The following is a 19,481-nucleotide window of genomic DNA, read 5'->3' as shown; positions in this document are numbered from 1 at the left end:
CTCAGCCCTTCTCAGTCCTCCTCCTCGGCGGGCTTCCGGTATGCGCTGGTCCCGCCGTCGAGGAGTGGTGTGCGGGGCCGGGCCGCCACGGTGGAGAGCCAGCGCAGGGAGTGGTAGCCGGTGAGCACGGTGAGCGTTCCCAGGGCGATGCCGCTCAGTTCGAAGTTCTCGGAGAACCTCAGCGAGACGCCGCCGATGGCGATGATGATGCCGGCCGCGGCCGGAATGAGGTTCAGGGGGACCGAGAAGTCCACCTTGTTCCGCACCCAGATCTGGGCGCCCAGCAGGCCGATCATGCCGTAGAGGATGACGGTGATTCCGCCCAGCACACCGCCGGGAATCGCCGCCACCACGGCGCCGAACTTCGGGCACAGGCCGAAGAGCAGAGCGAAACCGGCCGCCGCCCAATAGGCCGCGGTGGAGTAGACGCGGGTGGCCGCCATGACGCCGATGTTCTCGGCGTAGGTCGTGGTGGCGGGGCCACCCACCGCGGTGGACAGGACCGTTGCCGTGCCGTCGGCGACGATGGCCATGCCCATCTTGTCGTCCAGCGGGTCGCCGGTCATCGCGCCGACGGCCTTGATGTGTCCGGCGTTCTCCGCGATCAGCGCGATGAGGACCGGCAGGGCGACGAGGACGGCGGAGGCGGAGAAGTTTGGTGCGTGGAAGGTGGGAACGCCGATCCAGTCGGCCTTCTCGACGCCGGAGAAGTCGATGCGCCAGTGGTCGGTGAGCTTGCCGGCGCCGTTGACGGAATGAATCTTTCCGGCGGTGCGGTCGAGAACCCAGGACAGCGCGTAGCCGAAGACCAGACCCAGGAAGATGGCGATCCGGGACCAGAATCCGCGGAGCACGACGAGCGCGAGCCCGGTGAACAGCATCGTCGCCAGGGCCGTCCACTGGTCCTGCGGCCAGTACGTGGACGCCGTGACGGGGGCGAGGTTGAAGCCGATCAGCATCACGACCGCGCCGGTCACCGTCGGCGGGAGCACCGCGTGGATCACCCGCGCCCCGACGACATGGATGGCGATGCCACAGCCCGCCAGGCAGGCGCCCACCACGAGCATCGCGCCCGTCAGGGTGCCGGCGTCACCGCCCTGGCCGGCGATCACGACGGAGACGCCCACGAAGGAGAGTGAGGAGCCCAGGTAGCTGGGGATGCGTCCGCGGGTCATCACCAGGAAGAGGGCGGTGGCGACGCCGGACGCCATCAGGGCGAGGCTGGGGTCCAGGCCCATGAGCACCGGGGCGACGAAGCAGGCCCCGATCATCGACACCACGTGCTGGGCGCCGAGCGCGATCGTCCGCCCCCACGTCAGGCGCTCCCCTGGCCTGACCACCTCACCGGGCTTCAGATGGCGCCCGTCCCCATGCAGTTTCCACCCGAGTCCGGCCATGATCACTCTCCACTCCGTGCCGCCCTGCGCGTCACAGAGCCGAGGTGATTCATAGTCGACCGAATGGTTCTGGACAAACCGAAGCCGGGGCGTCTTCGGGTGGCGTGGGGCGGCCGGCTTTCCTCGTCGCCATCCACGTGAGGAAATCGGCCGCGTGAAGGAAATCCACCTGTGAGGAACATCCCGGGGCCCGGTCCGTGTGCACCGTCGCCCCGCACCGCCCGATGCGCGGTCGACGGCCGTACGGGCCACAAGCGGACGCGCCGCCCATTACCCCGATCCGGTCATCGGCGAACCGGCGAACCTCACCATCCGCATCTCCGCTGTCACGCTGAGTCGATGACGACGACACAGGAACACGGCGGCCCCGGCCGCACGGACCCGGCCGGGCAATCCGCGGCCCCTCCGCCGGACGGCACGGCAGCCGCGGCCACCACGGGTGTGGCGGAGGTGCTGGCACGGATGCGGGCGGTGGCCGCGGGGCTGCCCGCCGAGGACGGGGTGGCCGTCTTCAACGGGGTCTATCTGGCGGTCACCGAGGCGGTGGCGCGGCGCATCGGGGACGGCGCGTTCCAGGACCCGGCGGCCGCCGGTGAGCTGGACATCCGCTTCGCGCGGCGCTACTTCGACGCGCTGGATGCCGCTGCCGCCGGACTGCGGCCACCGGCCTGCTGGCGGCCGCTCTTCCAGCTCCGCCGCCATCCGGGCGTGCGTCCGCTGCAGTTCGCGCTCGCCGGGATCAACGCCCACATCGGCCACGATCTGGCGCTGGCCGTGCTCGACACCTGCCGGGCACTGGACTGCGAACCGGCCGCGCTGGAACAGGACTTCGACCGGGTCGGCGGGGTGCTGACGAGCCTGGAGGAACGCATCCGCGAGCTGCTGATGCCCGGCCCCGACGTGCTGGACGTCGCCGACCCGCTGACGCATCTGATCGGCTCGTGGAGCCTGGACAAGGCCAGGGACGGCGCCTGGGTGGCGGCCAGGGCACTGTGGAGCGTACGCCGGCTGCCCGAGGTGACCGAGGAACTCACCGAGCGGCTGGACGCCGGGGTGGGCCTGGTCGGACGAATGCTGCTGACACCGCTGCCGGGCTGATCCCGGCCCCGTACGGGCCACCCGCCGGGCGACGCCCGCCCCGGAACTCCCTTGCGTCGGTGACAGGCCGGCAAGCAGGCTGACGTGCACGAGGCCACGGTGGCCGGAGCGGGACAGGGCGGAGAGGCGCGACAGTGAACGGCTCGGAATCGGTGCGCGGTCTGCAGGAGAGGGCGGCTCGGGCGCTGCCGGCTGAGTACGTCGAGGATGCGGCGGGTTGGCGGCTACGCCATGCGCCGAGCTGCTCCTGGTGGGTGGGAACGGTGCTGCCCCATGGGGCCGCCGGGCCGGGCGAATTGGCGCAACGGATCGCCGGGGCGGAGCAGTTCTATGCCGGCCGGCGCTCCGTCGCGCGGTTCCAGATCACTGCGGGGGCGTGTCCGGACGGACTCGACACAGTCTTGGCGGAGCGTGGCTACCGCCGTGAGAGCGCGATGTCGTTGCAGGTGGCGCCGACCGCGGGGGTCTCGGCACCGGAGACACCCGGCGCGTCGCGGGTCCGGCTGGCCGACCGCCCGACGCCCCCATGGTTCGACGTCTGGCACGCGGTGCACGGTCATGGCGGGGACCCCGGCCCCGAGTGGGACCTCCTCGCCCGGGTGGAGAAGCCGTCCGCCTATGCCTGCGCGAGGGCCGGGGACGAGGTGGTCGCGGTGGGCCGCGCGGTCGTCGACACCGGCTGGGCGGGCGTGTTCGGTATGGCCACGCTGCCCGCCGCACGTGGTCGGGGCGCGGCCCGCGCGGTGCTCGCCGCGCTGGCCGGCTGGGCGGGTGCCCACGCGGCCGACCGGATGTACCTCCAGGTGGAGCACGACAACGCCCCGGCGCTGCGGCTGTACGGGCGGGCGGGCTTCCGTGAACGGTGCGGTTACCACTACCGCGCCGCCGGGTGAGCCCGAGGGGCGCGGAAGTGGATCACCTTGAGTGATCCACTTCCGCAAACCCCCTCAGTCCTCCGGCAGTTCCACCGGCGCGATCTCGTCGTACACATCGCCCGGACCGGGGTTGGTGGCGTCCGTCGTGCCGCCGAAGTGGTGCATGACGCCCCAGACGGCGTTCAGTGCGGTCTGAATCGCGCCCTCGGCCCAGCCGGCCGTCCAGGAGATGTCGTCGCCCGCGAGGAACAGGCCGCGCTTGTCCTCGGGGAGGCGGTCCTGCATGAAGTGGGTGAACAGGCGGCGCTGGTAGCGGTAGTGGCCGGGCAGGTTCGCCTTGAAGGCGCCCATGAAGTACGGCTCGTTCTCCCAGGACACGGTGACCGGGTTGCCGATGATGTGCTTGCGGATGTCGACCTTCGGATAGATCTCCGAGAGCGACTTCAGCATGACCTCCATCCGCTCGTTCACCTCCAGCGGCAGCCACTTGAGGCTGTCGTCGCACCAGGTGTACGAGAGGCAGATGACGGCGGGTTCGTCCGGTCCGTTGTCGAGCAGGTAGGTCCCGCGGGTCATCCGGTCGGTCAGCGTCATCGACATGACGTCCCGGCCGGTCTCCTCGTCCTTGTCCAGCCAGAAGGGCCGGTCGACGGGGACGAAGAGCTTGCTGGACTCCATGTAGTGGGTGCGCTCCATCGCCGTCCAGTGGTCGATGGGGAACAGCGAGTCGTCACAGGCGATCTTGCTCAGCAGCATCCAGGACTGCGCGGTGAAGACGGCGGCCTCGTAGGTGCGGATGTCGCCGTGCGCGTCGGTGACGGTGATGCGGTTGCCGGCGGTGCGGTTCAGGCGGGTCACCGCGGGCCGGGGGGTGCCGTCGTGCAGCGACGACAGCGAGGTGCCCTGGGCCCAGTGGACGATCTTCGCCGGCTCGCGCTCCCACAGGCGCAGCGGCAGCTGCTGGCTGCCGCCGACGATGCCGCGGTGGTGGTCGTCGGCCTCGGTGTAGACGACGCGCAGGATCTCCAGGATGGAGTTGGGGAAGTCGGTGTCCCAGCCGCCGGTGCCGAAGCCGACCTGGCCGAAGATCTCCCGGTGGCGGAAGGACTTGAAGGCCGTCGAGTCGCAGAGGTAGCCGTAGAAGGTCTGGTTGTCGAGCTTCTCGACGAGCCGGGCCCAGATCTCGCGGATGCGCGGGACATCGCGCTCGCGGATCGCGGTGTTCATGTCGGAGAAGTCCGCGCCCTCTTCCAGGCAGGCGTTCCAGGCGTCCATGACCTGGTGGTAGACCTCGGGGAGGTCCTCGACGGTACGGGCGTAGTGCGACTCGCCCTTGAGGTCGACGACGGTCGACGGGGTGTCCGCGGCCAGCGGGTTGGGGAACGGCGTGGTCGTCAGGCCCACCAGGTCGATGTAGTGCTGGAGCGCCGTCGAGGACGGCGGGAAGCGCATCGCGCCCATCTCGGCGGTCAGGCCCGCGGCCTCGGACGGGGTGCCCTCGAAGCCGACGGTCCGCAGCCGGCCGCCTATCCGGTCCGCCTCGTAGACGACGGGCTTGAGGCCCATCTTCATCAGCTCGTAGGCGGTGACGATGCCGGAGAGGCCGCCGCCGATGACCGCGACCTCCTTGCCGTGCTCGGTCGCGGGGACCTGGCCCAGGCCCGCCGGGTGGGCGAGGAAGTCGTCGTAGGCGTACGGGAAGTCCGGGCCGAACATGGTGATCGGCGGCTGGGCATCCGCGTGGTGGGCGGCGGTGGGCACCGTGGACGTCATCGGGGACGGGCTCCTTGCAGACAGGGCACAGCAGGCAGGGCAGTGCAGGCCGGGTGGGCCGGCCTGCGGCGGATCGGGGGCGGGGGCAGGTCAGGTCACGTCAGCGGGCCGTACAGCTCGGGCCGGCGGTCGTGCAGATACGGGTTGTCCGCCCGGGATTCCTTCAGGAACGCGGGGTCGGCATCGGCCCGGACCAGTTCCTCGGTGCGGCCGGCACGGGTGCGGACCACACCGTCCGGACCGGCCAGGCAGCTGAGGCCGACGAACTCGAACTCGCCCTCCACGCCGACCCGGTTGACGTACGCGACGTACATCTGGTTCTCGAAGGCACGGACCGGGATGACGGACTCGGCGACGAACTGGAAGGGGTGCATCTGCGCGGTGGGCACCAGCAGCAGATCGGTGCCGGCCAGCGCATGGGCCCGGACGTTCTCCGGGAACTCCACGTCGTAGCAGATCATCACGCCGATCCGGAGCCCGGCCAGGTCGGCCTGGACGACGGCGCGCTCCCCCGGGGTGAACCATGCGCGCTCGAAGCAGCCGAAGAGATGGGTCTTGCGGTAGTTGGCGAGGCGCTCGCCCTCGGGGCCGATGAGCTGCGCCGAGTTGTAGACCGCGGCGCTGTCGGACTCGTCCCGCGCGGCGCGCTCGGGGTAGCCGTAGAGGACCGCGATGCCGTGCTCGGCGGCGATCTTCCCGATGGCGCGGGCGCTGTCGCCGTCGGCGGTCTCCGCGAGGCGGTGGACGTCACCGCCGATGGCGTAGCCGGTCAGGAACAGCTCGGGGCAGGCGAGCAGCCCGGCGCCGGTGGCGGCCGCCGCGCGGGCCGCGTCCTCCAGCACCCGCAGGTTGTGCGCGACATCGCCGGGCCGTCCCGAGCTCTGGAGCAGGGCGGTGTGCAGCGACGTCATGGGACCCCTCGGCGGGATGGTGCGGGCGGACGCATTGACGGTACGGGCCGCCGTTGATCCGGGACAAGGCGCCACCGTTGCACGTCAAGGGATGATTCATTGCGCCTTCACGCGGCTGTGCGGTGATTCGTTGCGTTCATGCGGGTGCGGTCCTGAGGGCGGTCCTGGCGGGCGGCCGTGCGCATGGTGGCCGGGTACGCGTCCGGTGGCCGGGGCCCACTCCGGTGCCGGTGCGGTCCGTTCGTGGCGCGTGGTGTCTGATCGTTGTCGTCGAATACTGGTGATCAATGGGTTCGGGTCGGCGCGCTTCGTTGCGTGCCGCCCGGCCCGGGACAGGAGCGGTGATGGCGACGATGCGGGCGGTTCCCCTGGTGGGCGGGCCGGTGGAGTTACGGGGTGCGCTGGACCTGGAGGTCACTCCGACGGGGGTGCTGCCGCGCCGGCTGCCCGAGTGGACCAAGGAGCAGTACCAGGACCCGTCGGTCCACGGGGTGACCCTGATGCCGTCGGGCGTGCGGCTGGTGTTCCGCACCGACGCGCGGGAGCTGGAGTTCGTGGTACTCACCTCCACGGGCCAGCTCGACACCGACCCCGAGCCCCGCCCGACCGGGATGCTGGAGCTGCTGGTGGACGGCGCCCCGGCCGGGCGCCGGCAGGCGCCGGTGGGGAACGTGCTGCGGATGGCGCGACCGGGGGCCGAGCAGCGGCTGATCCCGGGCGAGCCGGGGACCGTGCGGTTCACCGGGCTGCCGGACGGGATGAAGACCGTGGAGCTGTGGCTGCCCCAGCAGACCCCCACGGAACTGGTCGCCCTGCGCGCCGACGGCGAGGTGCTGGCGCCGCTGCCGGACGGGCGGCGCCGCTGGGTGCACCACGGGAGTTCCCTCAGCCACTGCCTGGAGGCGGACGGCCCGACCGGCACCTGGCCGGTGGTGGCGGCCGCGCTCGGGGGCGTGGAGGTGATCAACCTCAGCCAGGCGGGCAACGCCGTGCTCGACCCCTATGTCGCCCGGACGATCCGGGACCTGCCCGCCGACCTGATCAGCCTCAAGGTAGGCATCAACATCGTGAGCCTGGCGGCCTTCCGGCTGCGGACGTTCGGCCCGGCGGTGCACGGCTTCCTGGACACGATCCGGGAAGGGCATCCGGACACCCCGCTGCTGCTGATGTCCCCGGTGAGCTGTCCGGCCCTGGAGGAGACTCCCGGCCCGACGGCAACGGCCCCGGACGGGAAGCTCACGGCCCTGGGCGATCCGGCCGATGTGGCCGGCGGAGCGCTGTCGCTGACGGTGGTCCGCGCCGAGCTGTCCCGGATCGTGGCGGCCCGGCGGGCACACGACCCCCATCTCCACCATCTCGACGGACGCGCGCTGCTCGGCCCGGACGAGACGGACGACCTGACCGACGGGCTGCACCCCGGCCCCGCCGCGTACCGCCGGATGGGCAACCGCTTCGCCGCCCACGCCTTCGCGGACGGGGGTCCCTTTCACTGAGCGGGCCCCTCCCGGTGAAGGGAGTGCGCTTCGCGCGTGCGGGTAACCGGGCCACCGGTCAGGTCACCCCGTCATCGCCCGCCGCGTCCCGCAAGGACTCCCGCATCGTCTCCCGTACCAGCCCGCGCAGCCAGCGGTGGCCGGCGTCGGCGTCCTGGCGTGGGTGCCAGGCCATCTCCAAGGTCATCGTGGGCAGTTCGAGCGGGATCGGCAGGGTGCGCAGGCCCAGGCTGCGGACCGTCGCCACCCCGGCCCGCTCGTTGGCCAGGCCGACCGCGTCGCTGTCGCGGATCATCATCAGCGACGCGGCGAAGGTCGGGACGGTGGCGATCACCTTGCGCCGCAGTCCGCGGGCGGCCAGCGCCGCGTCGACGGGGCCGGTCAGGCGGCCGCGGCGGGAGAAGTTGAGGTGCGAGGCGTCGGCGAAGCGGCGGACGGTGAGGCTTCCGGTGGTCAGCGGATGGCCCTCGCGTACGACGGCGACGCTGCGGTCGGTGCACAGCTCCTCCCGGCAGATCTCCGGCTCGGGGCTGTCGATCACGCCGAGTTCCAGGTCAGCGGCGCCGTCCCGCAGCAGCGGCAGATCGATATGGCTCTCGCCGAGGAAGCGCAGCACGACCTGCGGCGCTTCCTCGGCGGCGCGGGCGACCAGGCGCGGACCGACGGCGGTGACGAAGAGGTCGTTGGCGTTGATGGTGAACACCCGGGCCAGCTGGGCCGGATCGGCCGGCGCGGAGGGGGCCAGCACGCCGTGCGCCGCCTCCACCAGCCGCCGCACGTCGGCCCTGATTTCCAGGGCGCGCGGGGTGGGCACCATATGGCGGCCGGCGCGCACGAGAACGGGATCGCCGATGGTGCGTCGGATGCGGCCGAGGGCGCGGCTCATGGCCGGTCCGGAGAGACCTAACCGGTCGGCGGCCGCGGTCACGCTCTGCTCTTCGAGCAGGGCGTCCAGTGCCGTCAGCAGGTTGAGGTCGATGTTTGCGTTTCGCGCAATCACGAGGGCACACCTTGCCTGGGAGGTCAACTGAAGCGGACCTTAGCGCCCCACTGATGACCTTCGCCGCTTCCCCGCCCGACTCCCGTTCCGCGCCCGGCTGTTGCGGGCCAACGGCACCTGTGTGCCGGTCTTCGCGGGGCTGTTGCGCCCCGGGTGCCGCGGCAGTCCGCGACGCCTGCCTGCGGCCGGCAGGCGACCGGCCGCGTCAGCCCGGTGCCCCCGAGCTGTAGCGCCGCAGCAGCGGCGAGAGCACCAGCACCGACTTCGTCCGCTCCACGAACGGTTCGCCCGCGATGCGTTCCAGCACCCGCTCGAAGTGCCGCATGTCCGAGGCGAAGACCTGGACGACGGCGTCCGCCTCACCGGTGACGGTGGAGGCGGACGCCACTTCCGGGTAGCGCGACAGTCCGCGGTGGATCGCCTCGGGCGAGGTGTTCCGGCGGCAGTAGATCTCGATGAACCCCTCGGTCTCCCAGCCGAGCGCGGCCGGATCGACCCGTACGGTGAATCCGGTGATCGCGCCGTCCGCCCGCAGCCGGTCCACCCGGCGCTTGACGGCCGGTGCGGACAGCCCGACCTCCTGGCCGATGTCGGCATAGCTGCGGCGGGCGTCCGCGGCGAGGGCGTGGACGATGCGTTCGTCGAGATCGTTCAGTCGCACTGCGGGTGGATCACTTCTCTGCGGTGGCCAATCGGGAGCGGCGCAAGCCGTAACCGAAGTAGACCACAAGGCCCACGGCCATCCAGACACCGAAGACCACCCAGGTCACGGCGCCGAGGCTGCCCATCATGTAGAGGCACAGCAGGAAGCCGATCGCCGGGAAGAGCGGCGAGAGCGGGGTGCGGAAGCTGCGCGGCATGTCGGGCCGGGTGCGGCGCAGCACGATCACCGCGACATTGACCAGCGCGAAGGCGAACAGGGTGCCGATGCTGGTGGCGTCGGCCAGTTCGCCCAGCGGCACCGCCGCGGCGAGCACTCCGCAGAACAGCGAGACGATCACGGTGTTGGCGCGCGGCGCACCGCTCTTGGGGTGCACCTTGGAGAACACCTTCGGCACCAGCCCGTCCCGCGACATCGCGAACAGGATGCGGGTCTGGCCGTAGAGCACGGTCAGCACGACGCTGGCGATGGCGACCACCGCGCCGAAGGCGAGCAGCACGGCCCACCAGCTCTGGCCGGTGACCGTCTTCATGATCCCGGCGAGCGCGGCCTCCGAACCCTCGAACTTCTGCCAGGGCATCGCGCCCACGGCGATCGCCGCGACCAGGCAGTACAGCGCCGTGACGATCACCAGCGAGAGCATGATCGCGCGCGGCAGGTCACGCTGCGGGTCCTTGGCCTCCTCACCGGCGGTGGAGGCGGCGTCGAAGCCGATGTACGAGAAGAACAGGGTGGCGCCGGCGGCGCTGACGCCCGCCATGCCCATCGGGAAGAAGTTCGCGTAGTTGCCGGACCGCACACCCTGGATGGCGACACCGCAGAACAGCAGCAGCGCGGCGATCTTGACGACGACCATGATCGTGTTGGCGCGGGCGCTCTCCTTGGCCCCGCCCAGCAGGAACACCATCGCGAGCAGCACGACGAGCAGGGCCGGCAGGTTGAAGACGCCGCCGTCGCCGGGCGGCTGGGACAGCGCTTCCGGGATGGTGAAGCCGAAGACGCCGCCGAGCAGCTCGTTCAGGTACTCGCCCCAGCCCACGGCGACGGCCGCGACCGAGACGCCGTACTCCAGGACCAGGCACCAGCCGCAGACCCAGGCGACCAGCTCACCGAGGGTGGCGTAGGCGTAGGAGTACGACGATCCGGAGACCGGGATGCTGCCGGCCAGCTCCGCGTAGGACAGGGCGGAGAACAGCGCGGTGACGCCGGCCAGCACGAAGGCGAGGATGACCGCGGGCCCGGCGTCCGGGACCGCCTCGCCGAGGACCACGAAGATGCCGGTGCCGAGGGTGGCGCCGATGCTGATCATGGTCAGCTGCCACATGCCCATCGAGCGGCGGAGCGTTCCCCCCTGCCCCTGGCCGCCCTCGGAGACCAGCCGCTCGACGGGCTTGCGCCGCATCAGCCGAGTGGCCAGGCCCCCGGCCGAGGGGGGTCGGGGGTCGCTGTCCCCTGCGGGCGGGGCTGCGCCGTGCTCCAACACTGGGGTGGCTCCTTTATCGCTGCCGATCGGATGACGGGTACGGATGGCGACGACCGGCAGCGGTCGGTACAAGGGCATGCCGAAGCACCCCGCAGGCAGGAGACCGCCGAGCAGACGGTCTCCGCCACTCCACGTACAGCGCTTGACCTTACGGGCCGCCGCTGACCTGCCGTAATGCGGGTTCCTTGCGCAACAGCACAGGATCGTTGCGCACCGGCGCGGCAGGCGGCCGTTCGTTGCGCGCCGGGTTCCGATCGTACGGGTTCCGGCCGGGTGGACCGGACCGGGGCCCCGGGTTCCACTTAGCCGAACGGCCCCGCACCGGGTCGGTGCGGGGCCGTTGAAAGGGCCGGTGGCGGGGCCGGTGAGCGGCCCCGCGCCGGATCAGTTCCAGCTGTCGTGCAGCGGCTTGCCCTCGGCGTAGCCGGCGGCGCTCTGCACCCCGACCACGGCCTTCTCGGCGAACTCGGCCAGGGAGGCCGCGCCCGCGTAGGTGCAGGAGCTGCGGACGCCCGCGATGATCGAGTCGATCAGGTCCTCGACGCCGGGGCGCGCCTGGTCGATGAACATCCGTGAGGTGGAGATGCCCTCCTCGAAGAGCGCCTTGCGGGCCCGGTCGTAGGCCGACTCGTCGCTCGTGCGGTTGCGCACCGCACGGGCGGAGGCCATGCCGAAGCTCTCCTTGTACGGCCGGCCGTCGGCGGTGTGCTGGAGGTCACCGGGCGATTCGAGGGTGCCGGCGAACCAGGAGCCGATCATGACGTTGGACGCGCCCGCGGCCAGCGCCATGGCGACGTCGCGGGGGTGCCGGACGCCACCGTCGGCCCAGACGTGCTTGCCGAACTTCTTGGCCTCGGCGGCGCACTCCAGCACCGCGGAGAACTGCGGCCGGCCGACGCCGGTCATCATCCGGGTGGTGCACATCGCGCCCGGTCCGACCCCGACCTTGATGATGTCGGCACCGGCCTCGATCAGATCGCGGACGCCCTCCGCGGCGACGATGTTGCCCGCCACGATCGGGATGTCCGGGTCCAGCGCCCGGACCGCCTTGACCGTGTTGATCATCGACTCCTGGTGGCCGTGCGCGGTGTCCACGACGAGGGTGTCCACACCGGCGTCCAGCAGGGCGTTGGCCCGCCCGGCCACATCGCCGTTGATGCCGACGGCGGCGGCGATCCGCAGCTTGCCGTTGGCGTCCGTGGCGGGGGTGTACAGGGTGGCGCGGAGCGCGCCCTTGCGGGTGAGGATGCCGACCAGCATTCCGTCCGCGTCGACCGCGGGCGCGAGCTTGCGGTTGGCGGCGTCGAGGCGGTTGAAGGCCTCCCGCGGGTCGATGTCCGCGTCCAGGACCAGCAGGTCCTTGGACATGACCTCGGCCAGCTGCGTGAAGCGGTCCACCCCGGCCAGGTCGTGTTCGGTGACGACGCCGACCGGGCGGCCGCCCTCGACGACGATGCCCGCGCCGTGCGCCCGCTTGGGCAGCAGCGACAGGGCGTCGGCGACGGTCGCGACCGGGGACAGCACGATCGGCGTGTCCAGTACCAGATGACGGCGCTTTATCCAGGTGACGACGTCGGTGACGACATCGAGCGGGATGTCCTGCGGGATGACGACCAGGCCACCGCGGCGGGCCACGGTCTCGGCCATCCGGCGGCCGGCGATCGCGGTCATGTTGGCGACCACGAGCGGGATGGTGGTCCCGGTCCCGTCGTGCGAGGAGAGGTCCACGCCCTGGCGGGAGCCGACGGCGGAGCGGCCGGGCACCATGAACACGTCGTCGTAGGTCAGGTCGTAGGGCACCGAAGAACTCTCTTCGAGCGCGCCGTTCTTCGGGTTCAGGAATCGCATATGGCCAGGATACGGGCCCTGACCAGGGGTCATATGATTGTCCGAGCGCCCTGCGGGCCGTGTGTGCGATCCCCCAAGGGCCCCGTGGACCCCGGTGGGGCGAGGTCCGGCCGGCCCCTCCACGGCGGACCGCGCGCCGCCTGGCATCGCGGCTGGTCGGGCCGCTACGACCGCCGGTCGACGCCCTGCCGGGCCCGCCCCCTGGCCATGATCACGGCCAGCCCGGTGTCGGTGTCCCGCCAGTAGCCCACCGCGTCCGCCAGCACCCCTTCGACGATGCTCCAGTCGTCCGGCGCGGCGGCCGCGTAGCCCTGCCAGCCGGTCACCACGAGCAGCCGGCCGCGGCCGGGCGGGCACCAGGACAGATCGGTGAGGCAGTCGGCGAGCGCGTCCCAGTTGCGGCCGAACCAGTCCGGCAGCCGCAGCGCGCGGGCGCAGCGCTCCATGAAGGCCGCCTTGTCCGCGATCTCGTCGAGGTCCAGGGACGCACCGGTCCAGCCGGCGTCCCGGGCGGCGGTCAGCGCGTCCGCCACCGAGCGCTCAGCGGGCCAGGGCAGCACCCCCGGGGGTGTGCTGCCGTCGAGGACCGCCGCCAGGGGCCGGGGCACGGGACCCGTCATCGAAGCACCGCCTTGAAGGACCGGTAGTGATCGTTGGTGTAGTACGTCTCATGGCCCTCGCCGGTGACGAGCCGGCGGGCACCGCGGTCCGGTGCGCCGGGCGTGGGCACGGTGTACTCGTGGTAGTAGCCGCGCGGGTGACGGGGCAGCAGCCGCTCCCGGTTGCCGAAGACCGTCCCGTCCCGGTCGTACGGCAAGGGCCCGCCGGCGTCGATCAGCCGCAGGGTGTCCCGTGCCCGGGACGGCAGCTCGCCGACCGGGACGACGGGCATCCCGCGGGCCCAGTCCGGTACGCCGGAAGCGCGGGGCGAACTGTCCACGACGGTCGCGGTGGACCGCGGCGTTCCGGACGAACTCCCGTGGGCACCACCGCCCGTGGCGCACCCGGTCAGCACCAGGAGCAGCCCGGCGAGCAGCGCGCCGGCAACGGCGGCGGCACGGCGCGGGACGGAGCGGATCACCATGCGCCGATGCTGTCACAGGCCCGCGCAGGCTGCTCGTCGATGGCGCCGGGACGGGTACTTGCGGCCGGGGCGGCACCGGCCCCGCCCGGCGGGCCCGCGCCGCGTCACGCCCCGGTGTGCGTCCCGCCCCGTCGCACCGGGACACGGCGGGCGGCCCGCCCCGTCGAGCCAGGCCCGGCCACTTCGCCCCCGGCCTGTGTCACGCCCCGTCAGGGTCCGCCCGGTCCAGTGCGGGGCGCGGCCCCGGGCCGGTCTCCAGCAGCAGGTGGTCGGCCGCCGCGGTGTCCGTGACCAGGCTCGTCACCAGCCCGGAGCGCAGCACCGCGCCGATCGCGGCGGCCTTTCGCCGGCCGCCCGCGATGGCGACGACCTCCGGGATGCGGCGCAGCCGGTCCGCCTCGACGGTGATGCACCGCTCACCGAGGTCCCGGCCGATCCGCCGCCCCTCGGCGTCGAAGAGGTGCGCCGACATCTCGGCGGCGGCACCCAGCGAGGCGTAGTGCTCCCGCTCCTGGTCCGTCAGCATGTCGTAGACGGTGGAGACGCCCGGCTCCCAGGAGCCGATGGAGACACAGGCGACGGTGACCTTGTCGAAGTAGTCGAAGGCGCGGGCGATGCCGGTCTGGTGGCGCAGCGCCTCGGCGGTCGCCGAGTCGGGCAGCAGCATCGGCGCGTAGATCGGGTGCGCCTCGCCGCCGGAGACGTCGGCCGCACGGCGCACCGCCTCGACGGAGCCACGGTCGGCGGTGCCCGCGTCGTAGACACCGGTCAACTGCACGACGGTGCACGGCGGGAGGCGGTGCAGCGCGGCGGCCATGTGAATGGTCGACCGGCCCCAGGCCAGCCCCAGCACATCGCCCTCGGCGACCAGCTCGCCCAGCAGGTCGGCCGCGACCTCGCCGAGGTTCTCCGGGTCGGCGGCGTCCTCGGGCGGGGTCTGGCCGCCGAAGGCGGGGGGAGCGTCGGCGGGCGACTCGACGACCACCGCGTGCCGCAGGCCGTAGCGGGCCCGCAGGGCGTCGGAGCGTTCGGCGTCCAGCTCGGAGGGCACCCGGATCTCGATCCGTACGAGATCACGCTCCAGCGCCGTCTCCAGCACCCGCGCGACCTTGAACCGGCTGACGCCGAATTCCTCCGCGATCTGAATCTTCGACTTGCCCTCAAGATAGAAACGGCGGGCCATTGCCGCGGCCTGCACCAGCTCGGCAGGGCCCATTCCGGACTGTGGGCGGCTGGCTACCACGAAATTCTCCCCTTTTGCGCATCTGATCGAGTCTTTGCTCATCCTTTCAGAAACCCGGGGGCAGCGGGGACCATCGGGGTCCCGACCCTCGTGAACGCTGGGTAGCGCCACGGACAAGGGGCGGCTCCGCCGGGCCACGGGGAAATTCCCGTGACCGGAATCGACCGGGCCGCCCACGCCCCCTTCCGAAATTCAGTGCGCGCAGCCCCAGCCCGCCGCCGCGGTCGCCGTCTCGGCCTTTTCCCGCAGGTCGCGGACCGCCTTCGCCGGATCGTCCGCGCCGTACACCGCGGAGCCCGCGACGAACACATCGGCGCCGGCCTCGGCGCACCGCTCGATGGTGGCCTCGGAGACCCCGCCGTCCACCTGGAGCGCCAGCTGAAGCCCGTGCTTGGAGATCAGCTCACGGGTGCGGCGGATCTTCGGCAGCATGATGTCCAGGAACGCCTGGCCGCCGAAGCCCGGCTCCACGGTCATGATCAGCAGCATGTCCAGCTCGGGCAGCAGGTCCTCGTACGGTTCGATCGGCGTGGCCGGCTTCAGCGCCATCGACGCCCGCGCGCCCTTGGCCCGGATCTCCCGCGCCAGCCGCACCGGCGCGGCGGCGGCCTCCACGTGGAAGGTCACGGAACCGGCCCCGGCCTCGATGTACTGCGGCGCCCAGCGGTCCGGGTCCTCGATCATCAGATGCAGATCGAGCGGGGTGTCCGTCGCCTTGCTCAGCGATTCCACGACCGGCACGCCGAGGGTGAGATTCGGGACGAAGTGGTTGTCCATGACGTCGACGTGCAGCCAGTCGGCGCCCTCGACGGCCTTCGCCTCCTCGGCGAGGCGGGCGAAGTCGGCGGACAGAATGCTGGGGTTGATCAAGGCCATGCCCCCCAGTATGGCGTGCGGGGCGAGGGTCGGAGGAGGGGGGACGGTCACGGGTGCGGCGGAGGCCCAAGCTCCTGAGGGCTCAGCTCACCGCCTCGCGCCCCACCCGCTCAGCCGGTGCGCCGCAGCAACGCCAGATACATCGCGTCCGTGCCGTGCAGATGCGGCCACAGCTGGACGTCCGGGCCGTCGCCGAGGGCCGGTACGCCGGGCATCAGCGGGCGGGCGTCGATCCACTCCGCCTCGACCGGGTCGCCGCCCCGTCCCTTGAGGACGTCGTCCACCACGGCCCGGGTCTCGGCCGGATGCGGTGAGCAGGTCGCATAGCCGACGACACCGCCGATCCGGACCGCCGCGAGCGCCTGCCGCAGCAGCTCGCGCTGGAGCGGGGCGAAGCCGTCCAGATCCTCCGGACGACGGCGCCAGCGGGCTTCCGGACGACGGCGCAGCGCGCCCAGACCGGTGCACGGGACGTCCACCAGCACCCGGTCGAAGGCGCCGGGCCGCCAGGCGGGGCGGGTGCCGTCGGCCGCGATGACCGCGTACGGGCCGGGGTTGCCCTCCAGCGCACGGGCCACCAGGCGCGCACGGTGCGGCTGCTTCTCCGACGCCAGCAGGGCGGCGCCGCGCTGCGCGGCGAGCGCCGCCAGCAGCGCCGCCTTGCCGCCGGGGCCGGCACAGCCGTCGAGCCAGGCGCGGTCGGGGCCCTCGACGGGCGCGTTGGCCAGCGCCAGGGCGACGAGCTGGCTGCCCTCGTCCTGCACCCCGGCGCGCCCCTCGCGGACCGGGTCCAGCGCGCCCGGCTCTCCGCCTTCCGCGAGCCGCACCGCGTACGGGGACCACCGCCCGGGGAGCGTGCTCTCCTCGCCGGCCGCCGCCATCAGCTCCTCGGTGGTGCTCCGGCCGGGCCGGGCCACCAGGGTCACCTCGGGGCGTTCGTTGTCCGCCTCCAGCAGGTCCTCGATACCGGCCCGGCCACCGCCGAGCGCGTCCCACAGGGCCGAGACGATCCAGCGGGGGTGGGCATGCACGATGCCGAGGTGGTCCTCGGGGTCCTCGTCGTACTCCGGGGCGACCCGCTCCAGCCAGCCGTCCAGGTCATGGGCCGCGACCTTGCGCAGTACGGCGTTGACGAACTTCGCCCGGCCGTCGCCGAGCACCACCCGGGCCAGCTCGACGCTGGCGCTGACCGCGGCGTGCGTCGGAATGCGGGTGCCGAGCAGTTGATGCGCCCCGAGCGTCAGCACGTCCAGCACCGGCGGGTCCACCTCCCGCAGCGGCCGGTCCACGCACTGCGCGATGATCGCGTCGTACGTCCCCTGCCGGCGCAGCGAGCCGTACACCAGCTCGGTCGCCAGCGCCGCGTCCCGGGCGTCGAAGTCGCCGCCCTCACGCGCCTTGCGCAGCAGCGGCGGCAGGACCAGATTCGCGTAGGCGTCGCGCTCGTCGACGGCCCGCAGCGCCTCGAACGCAAGGATCCGGACCGGGTCCTTCTGCGGGCGGCGATGGGGCTTGCTGGGGCGACGGCGCGGCTGCTGACTCACAGAAAAGGTGCTCCGGATACGAGAAGAGGGATCCCTCCCAGCCTACGCGGACCGGATGGCGGCGACCCCGGGGAGGGAGGGGGTGAGAGGTGGGATGAGGGATGGGGCGCAGCGGGCAGCGCGGCGTGGTGAGCGGCGCGGGGACCAAGGCACAGAGGCCGCGACACGGTGGGTGGCGCGGGCAGTGGTTGGCGCGCGGGACGCGGCGTGGGGGCCACGGCGCGGCAGGCGGCGCGAGTGGGCGGGCCGCTCGGGAATAACCGCCCGCCCCGCCACGTTGTGGCCCCGCAGGGGGCGCTCGCATCCCCTACGGGATGTGTTCGCCCACCCCCTACGGCCGGTCCCCCAGCCGCTCCCCCGCCTCGATGCGTACGCCGCGCGCCCAGTCCGCCGCCTTCATGGGCTTCTTGCCCTGCGGCTGGACCCAGTTGAGTTCCAGGGCGTGACTGCCGGTGCCGACGTGGACCGCCTTCTTCGAGACGGCGAGTTCGCCGGGCGCCAGGTCCAACTCCCCGTGTTCCGTAGCCGAGTTGGCCGACATCAGCTTCAGGCGCTCACCGCGGAAGACCGTCCAGGCGCCGGGTGCGGGCGCGCAGCCGCGGATCACCCGGTCGACCCGCAGCGCGGGCGCCGCCCAGTCCACCTTCGCGTCCTCGACCTCGATCTTCGGGGCGAGCGTGACACCGTCGGCCGGCTGCGGCACCGCCTGCAGCGTGCCGTCCTCGATGCCGTCCATCGTCGCCACCAGCAGCCCGGAACCGGCGAACGCCAGCCGGGTGAGCAGATCGCCGCTGGTGTCCGTCGGCCGGACCTCCTCGGTCAGCACGCCGAAGACAGGGCCGGAGTCCAGACCGGTCTCGATCTGGAAGGTCGAGGCGCCGGTCACCTCGTCGCCCGCGAGCACCGCATGCTGCACGGGCGCCGCGCCCCGCCAGGCGGGCAGCAGCGAGAAGTGCAGATTGACCCACCCCTTGGCGGGAATGTCGAGCGCGGACTTCGGCAGCAGCGCACCGTAGGCGACCACCGGGCAGCAGTCCGGCGCGATCTCCCGCAGCCGGGCCAGAAAGTCCTCGTCGCGCGGCTTGGCGGGCTTGAGCACCTCGATGCCCGCCTCCTCCGCGCGCTCCGCGACGGGGCTGGCGACCAGCTTCCGGCCGCGTCCGGCGGGGGCGTCGGGCCGGGTCACCACGGCCACGACCTCGTGCCGGTCCGAGGCGATCAGGGCATCGAGGGCGGGTACGGCGACCTCGGGGGTGCCGGCGAAGACAAGCCTCATGGGTGGCGAACTACCTCTCACACGCAGCGGAACGACACACCAGTCTATGGGGCCGTCCCGGGCCGTGGGCGGTGCATCCAGGGGGCGTACACCATTTCCCGCGCCTCGTAAGGAAGCTCGTACGCCCCCATACCGTGACCAGAGCCGCTCCTGTCGCGTTGGTCAAACAGCATTGACCCGACCGGGCCGCTTTGGCGGCCCGCTCGTTTTCATCCTTCCTATTCCACGCCGGTTCGAGAGGCTTGCTCATGGCCGACCACGCAACCCACGACGCCCAGGCGCGCGCCAGCCTGCATCTCCTGGTGCGGGACATCGAACGGGTGCGCCGGCAGGTGGACGCATTGCGCACGCTGACCGCTCAGCTCGGCAACGTCTACCGGCCGCGGCGCACGGGCCCCTCCGCGGGCTTCGTCGTCTACGGACGCGCGCCCGCTCCGACGGTGCGCCTCGCCCAGGAACTGCGGGACAGCGTCGAAACCCTCGTCACGGCCGCGGTCGACTTCGACCGTTCGCTGGGATTCTCCTGGGACGCGGTGGGCTCGGCGCTGGGCGTCACCAAACAGGCGGTACACCGCCGTTACGGCTCCCGCAGAGCCACGACCCAGTCGGCCGCGGAGGGCAACGGCGCCGAGCCGGCGGTGCGTTCGCCCGAGTCCTCGGCGACCCGCGCGGTCACCGTGGCCGCGGGGCTGCCGGGTTCCGCGGCCGTCCCGGCCGCCCGCGCCATGCCGGCCCAGCCCTCCGCCGTCACCCGCGACGAGCCGGCCCGGCCGGGCGCCTTCCCCGGGCCCCGCAACGGCTGAACCACCCGCGACACCGGGCGCCTTCGCCCCCACGCCGCTCGCCAACGCCCCGGGACGCCGACCTCGGTCCCGGGGCGGCGCCATGCCCGGGGGCGGCGCCGTGTGCGGAGCAGCGC

General features: G+C 72.5%; 17 protein-coding genes. 4 read left to right on the top strand and 13 right to left on the bottom strand.

Annotation, left to right across the window (positions count from 1 at the left end):
- Positions 1-11 precede the first annotated feature (11 nt).
- Positions 12-1,397, bottom strand: a complete 1,386-nt coding sequence (locus ACFW5B_RS05560) for a uracil-xanthine permease family protein (RefSeq protein ID WP_386433661.1) — start codon at positions 1,395-1,397, stop codon at positions 12-14.
- A gap of 462 nt (positions 1,398-1,859) precedes the next feature.
- Between ACFW5B_RS05560 and ACFW5B_RS05555 the strand changes: the two genes are divergently transcribed.
- Entirely contained in the window at positions 1,860-2,495 is a 636-nt protein-coding gene (locus ACFW5B_RS05555) for a DUF5995 family protein (RefSeq protein WP_386433957.1), read from the top strand.
- A gap of 434 nt (positions 2,496-2,929) precedes the next feature.
- Entirely contained in the window at positions 2,930-3,388 is a 459-nt protein-coding gene (locus tag ACFW5B_RS05550) for a GNAT family N-acetyltransferase (RefSeq protein ID WP_386433658.1), read from the top strand.
- Between the two features lie 54 nt (positions 3,389-3,442).
- Here the strand turns inward: ACFW5B_RS05550 and ACFW5B_RS05545 are convergent, their stop codons facing one another.
- Positions 3,443-5,143 carry a flavin monoamine oxidase family protein gene (locus ACFW5B_RS05545; RefSeq protein ID WP_386433656.1) on the bottom strand — a complete coding sequence of 567 codons (1,701 nt, stop codon included), beginning with the start codon at positions 5,141-5,143 and terminating at the stop codon, positions 3,443-3,445.
- 95 nt (positions 5,144-5,238) lie between these two features.
- Positions 5,239-6,054: a carbon-nitrogen hydrolase family protein gene (locus tag ACFW5B_RS05540; RefSeq protein ID WP_386433653.1), complete on the bottom strand. Its 816-nt coding sequence runs from the start codon at positions 6,052-6,054 to the stop codon at positions 5,239-5,241.
- A 353-nt stretch (positions 6,055-6,407) separates the two neighbouring features.
- Between ACFW5B_RS05540 and ACFW5B_RS05535 the strand changes: the two genes are divergently transcribed.
- Complete coding sequence (locus tag ACFW5B_RS05535) at positions 6,408-7,547, top strand: lipase (protein ID WP_386433954.1); 1,140 nt, start codon at positions 6,408-6,410, stop codon at positions 7,545-7,547.
- Positions 7,548-7,605: 58 nt separating this feature from the next.
- Here the strand turns inward: ACFW5B_RS05535 and ACFW5B_RS05530 are convergent, their stop codons facing one another.
- The 10 genes from ACFW5B_RS05530 to fmt form a co-directional block, all read right to left on the bottom strand.
- Entirely contained in the window at positions 7,606-8,547 is a 942-nt protein-coding gene (locus ACFW5B_RS05530; RefSeq protein ID WP_386433650.1) for a LysR family transcriptional regulator, read from the bottom strand.
- A 205-nt stretch (positions 8,548-8,752) separates the two neighbouring features.
- Complete coding sequence (locus ACFW5B_RS05525; protein ID WP_362602384.1) at positions 8,753-9,208, bottom strand: Lrp/AsnC family transcriptional regulator; 456 nt, start codon at positions 9,206-9,208, stop codon at positions 8,753-8,755.
- Positions 9,209-9,218: 10 nt separating this feature from the next.
- On the bottom strand, positions 9,219-10,691 hold the full coding sequence (locus tag ACFW5B_RS05520) for an amino acid permease (RefSeq protein WP_386433646.1): 1,473 nt from the start codon (positions 10,689-10,691) through the stop codon (positions 9,219-9,221).
- 384 nt (positions 10,692-11,075) lie between these two features.
- Complete coding sequence (locus ACFW5B_RS05515) at positions 11,076-12,539, bottom strand: GuaB1 family IMP dehydrogenase-related protein (RefSeq protein ID WP_386433643.1); 1,464 nt, start codon at positions 12,537-12,539, stop codon at positions 11,076-11,078.
- Positions 12,540-12,703: 164 nt separating this feature from the next.
- Complete coding sequence (locus ACFW5B_RS05510) at positions 12,704-13,159, bottom strand: barstar family protein (protein WP_386433640.1); 456 nt, start codon at positions 13,157-13,159, stop codon at positions 12,704-12,706.
- On the bottom strand, positions 13,156-13,623 hold the full coding sequence (locus ACFW5B_RS05505) for a ribonuclease domain-containing protein (RefSeq protein ID WP_386433637.1): 468 nt from the start codon (positions 13,621-13,623) through the stop codon (positions 13,156-13,158). Before ACFW5B_RS05505 ends, ACFW5B_RS05510 begins: the two co-directional genes overlap by 4 nt.
- Before the next feature lie 199 nt (positions 13,624-13,822).
- The gene (locus ACFW5B_RS05500) at positions 13,823-14,839 is read right to left on the bottom strand and encodes a sugar-binding transcriptional regulator (protein WP_386433634.1); all 1,017 of its coding nucleotides are present in this window, start codon (positions 14,837-14,839) and stop codon (positions 13,823-13,825) included.
- A 219-nt stretch (positions 14,840-15,058) separates the two neighbouring features.
- Complete coding sequence (gene rpe / locus ACFW5B_RS05495; protein WP_386433631.1) at positions 15,059-15,742, bottom strand: ribulose-phosphate 3-epimerase; 684 nt, start codon at positions 15,740-15,742, stop codon at positions 15,059-15,061.
- A gap of 110 nt (positions 15,743-15,852) precedes the next feature.
- Entirely contained in the window at positions 15,853-17,286 is a 1,434-nt protein-coding gene (locus tag ACFW5B_RS05490; RefSeq protein ID WP_386433628.1) for an RsmB/NOP family class I SAM-dependent RNA methyltransferase, read from the bottom strand.
- A gap of 331 nt (positions 17,287-17,617) precedes the next feature.
- Positions 17,618-18,562 carry a methionyl-tRNA formyltransferase gene (gene fmt / locus ACFW5B_RS05485; protein WP_386433625.1) on the bottom strand — a complete coding sequence of 315 codons (945 nt, stop codon included), beginning with the start codon at positions 18,560-18,562 and terminating at the stop codon, positions 17,618-17,620.
- Between the two features lie 248 nt (positions 18,563-18,810).
- Here fmt and ACFW5B_RS05480 point away from each other — a divergent pair, with 248 nt between their 5' ends.
- Complete coding sequence (locus tag ACFW5B_RS05480) at positions 18,811-19,365, top strand: hypothetical protein (RefSeq protein ID WP_386433622.1); 555 nt, start codon at positions 18,811-18,813, stop codon at positions 19,363-19,365.
- Positions 19,366-19,481: the final 116 nt, after the last annotated feature.

Source organism: Streptomyces sp. NPDC058773 (assembly GCF_042746015.1).
GTDB lineage: Bacteria > Actinomycetota > Actinomycetes > Streptomycetales > Streptomycetaceae > Streptomyces.
Note: the sequence above shows the minus strand (reverse complement) of the source record. Positions and strands in the feature narration are given on the sequence as shown.

Coding starts and splice junctions, on each gene's coding strand:
- ACFW5B_RS05560 (WP_386433661.1), bottom strand. CDS start 1,397: ATGGCCGGACTCGGGTGGAAACTGCATGGGGACGGGCGCCATCTGAAG.
- ACFW5B_RS05555 (WP_386433957.1), top strand. CDS start 1,860: ATGCGGGCGGTGGCCGCGGGGCTGCCCGCCGAGGACGGGGTGGCCGTC.
- ACFW5B_RS05550 (WP_386433658.1), top strand. CDS start 2,930: ATGTCGTTGCAGGTGGCGCCGACCGCGGGGGTCTCGGCACCGGAGACA.
- ACFW5B_RS05545 (WP_386433656.1), bottom strand. CDS start 5,143: ATGACGTCCACGGTGCCCACCGCCGCCCACCACGCGGATGCCCAGCCG.
- ACFW5B_RS05540 (WP_386433653.1), bottom strand. CDS start 6,054: ATGACGTCGCTGCACACCGCCCTGCTCCAGAGCTCGGGACGGCCCGGC.
- ACFW5B_RS05535 (WP_386433954.1), top strand. CDS start 6,408: ATGCGGGCGGTTCCCCTGGTGGGCGGGCCGGTGGAGTTACGGGGTGCG.
- ACFW5B_RS05515 (WP_386433643.1), bottom strand. CDS start 12,539: ATGCGATTCCTGAACCCGAAGAACGGCGCGCTCGAAGAGAGTTCTTCG.
- ACFW5B_RS05510 (WP_386433640.1), bottom strand. CDS start 13,159: ATGACGGGTCCCGTGCCCCGGCCCCTGGCGGCGGTCCTCGACGGCAGC.
- ACFW5B_RS05505 (WP_386433637.1), bottom strand. CDS start 13,623: ATGGTGATCCGCTCCGTCCCGCGCCGTGCCGCCGCCGTTGCCGGCGCG.
- ACFW5B_RS05500 (WP_386433634.1), bottom strand. CDS start 14,839: ATGGGCCCTGCCGAGCTGGTGCAGGCCGCGGCAATGGCCCGCCGTTTC.
- rpe (WP_386433631.1), bottom strand. CDS start 15,742: ATGGCCTTGATCAACCCCAGCATTCTGTCCGCCGACTTCGCCCGCCTC.
- fmt (WP_386433625.1), bottom strand. CDS start 18,562: ATGAGGCTTGTCTTCGCCGGCACCCCCGAGGTCGCCGTACCCGCCCTC.
- ACFW5B_RS05480 (WP_386433622.1), top strand. CDS start 18,811: ATGGCCGACCACGCAACCCACGACGCCCAGGCGCGCGCCAGCCTGCAT.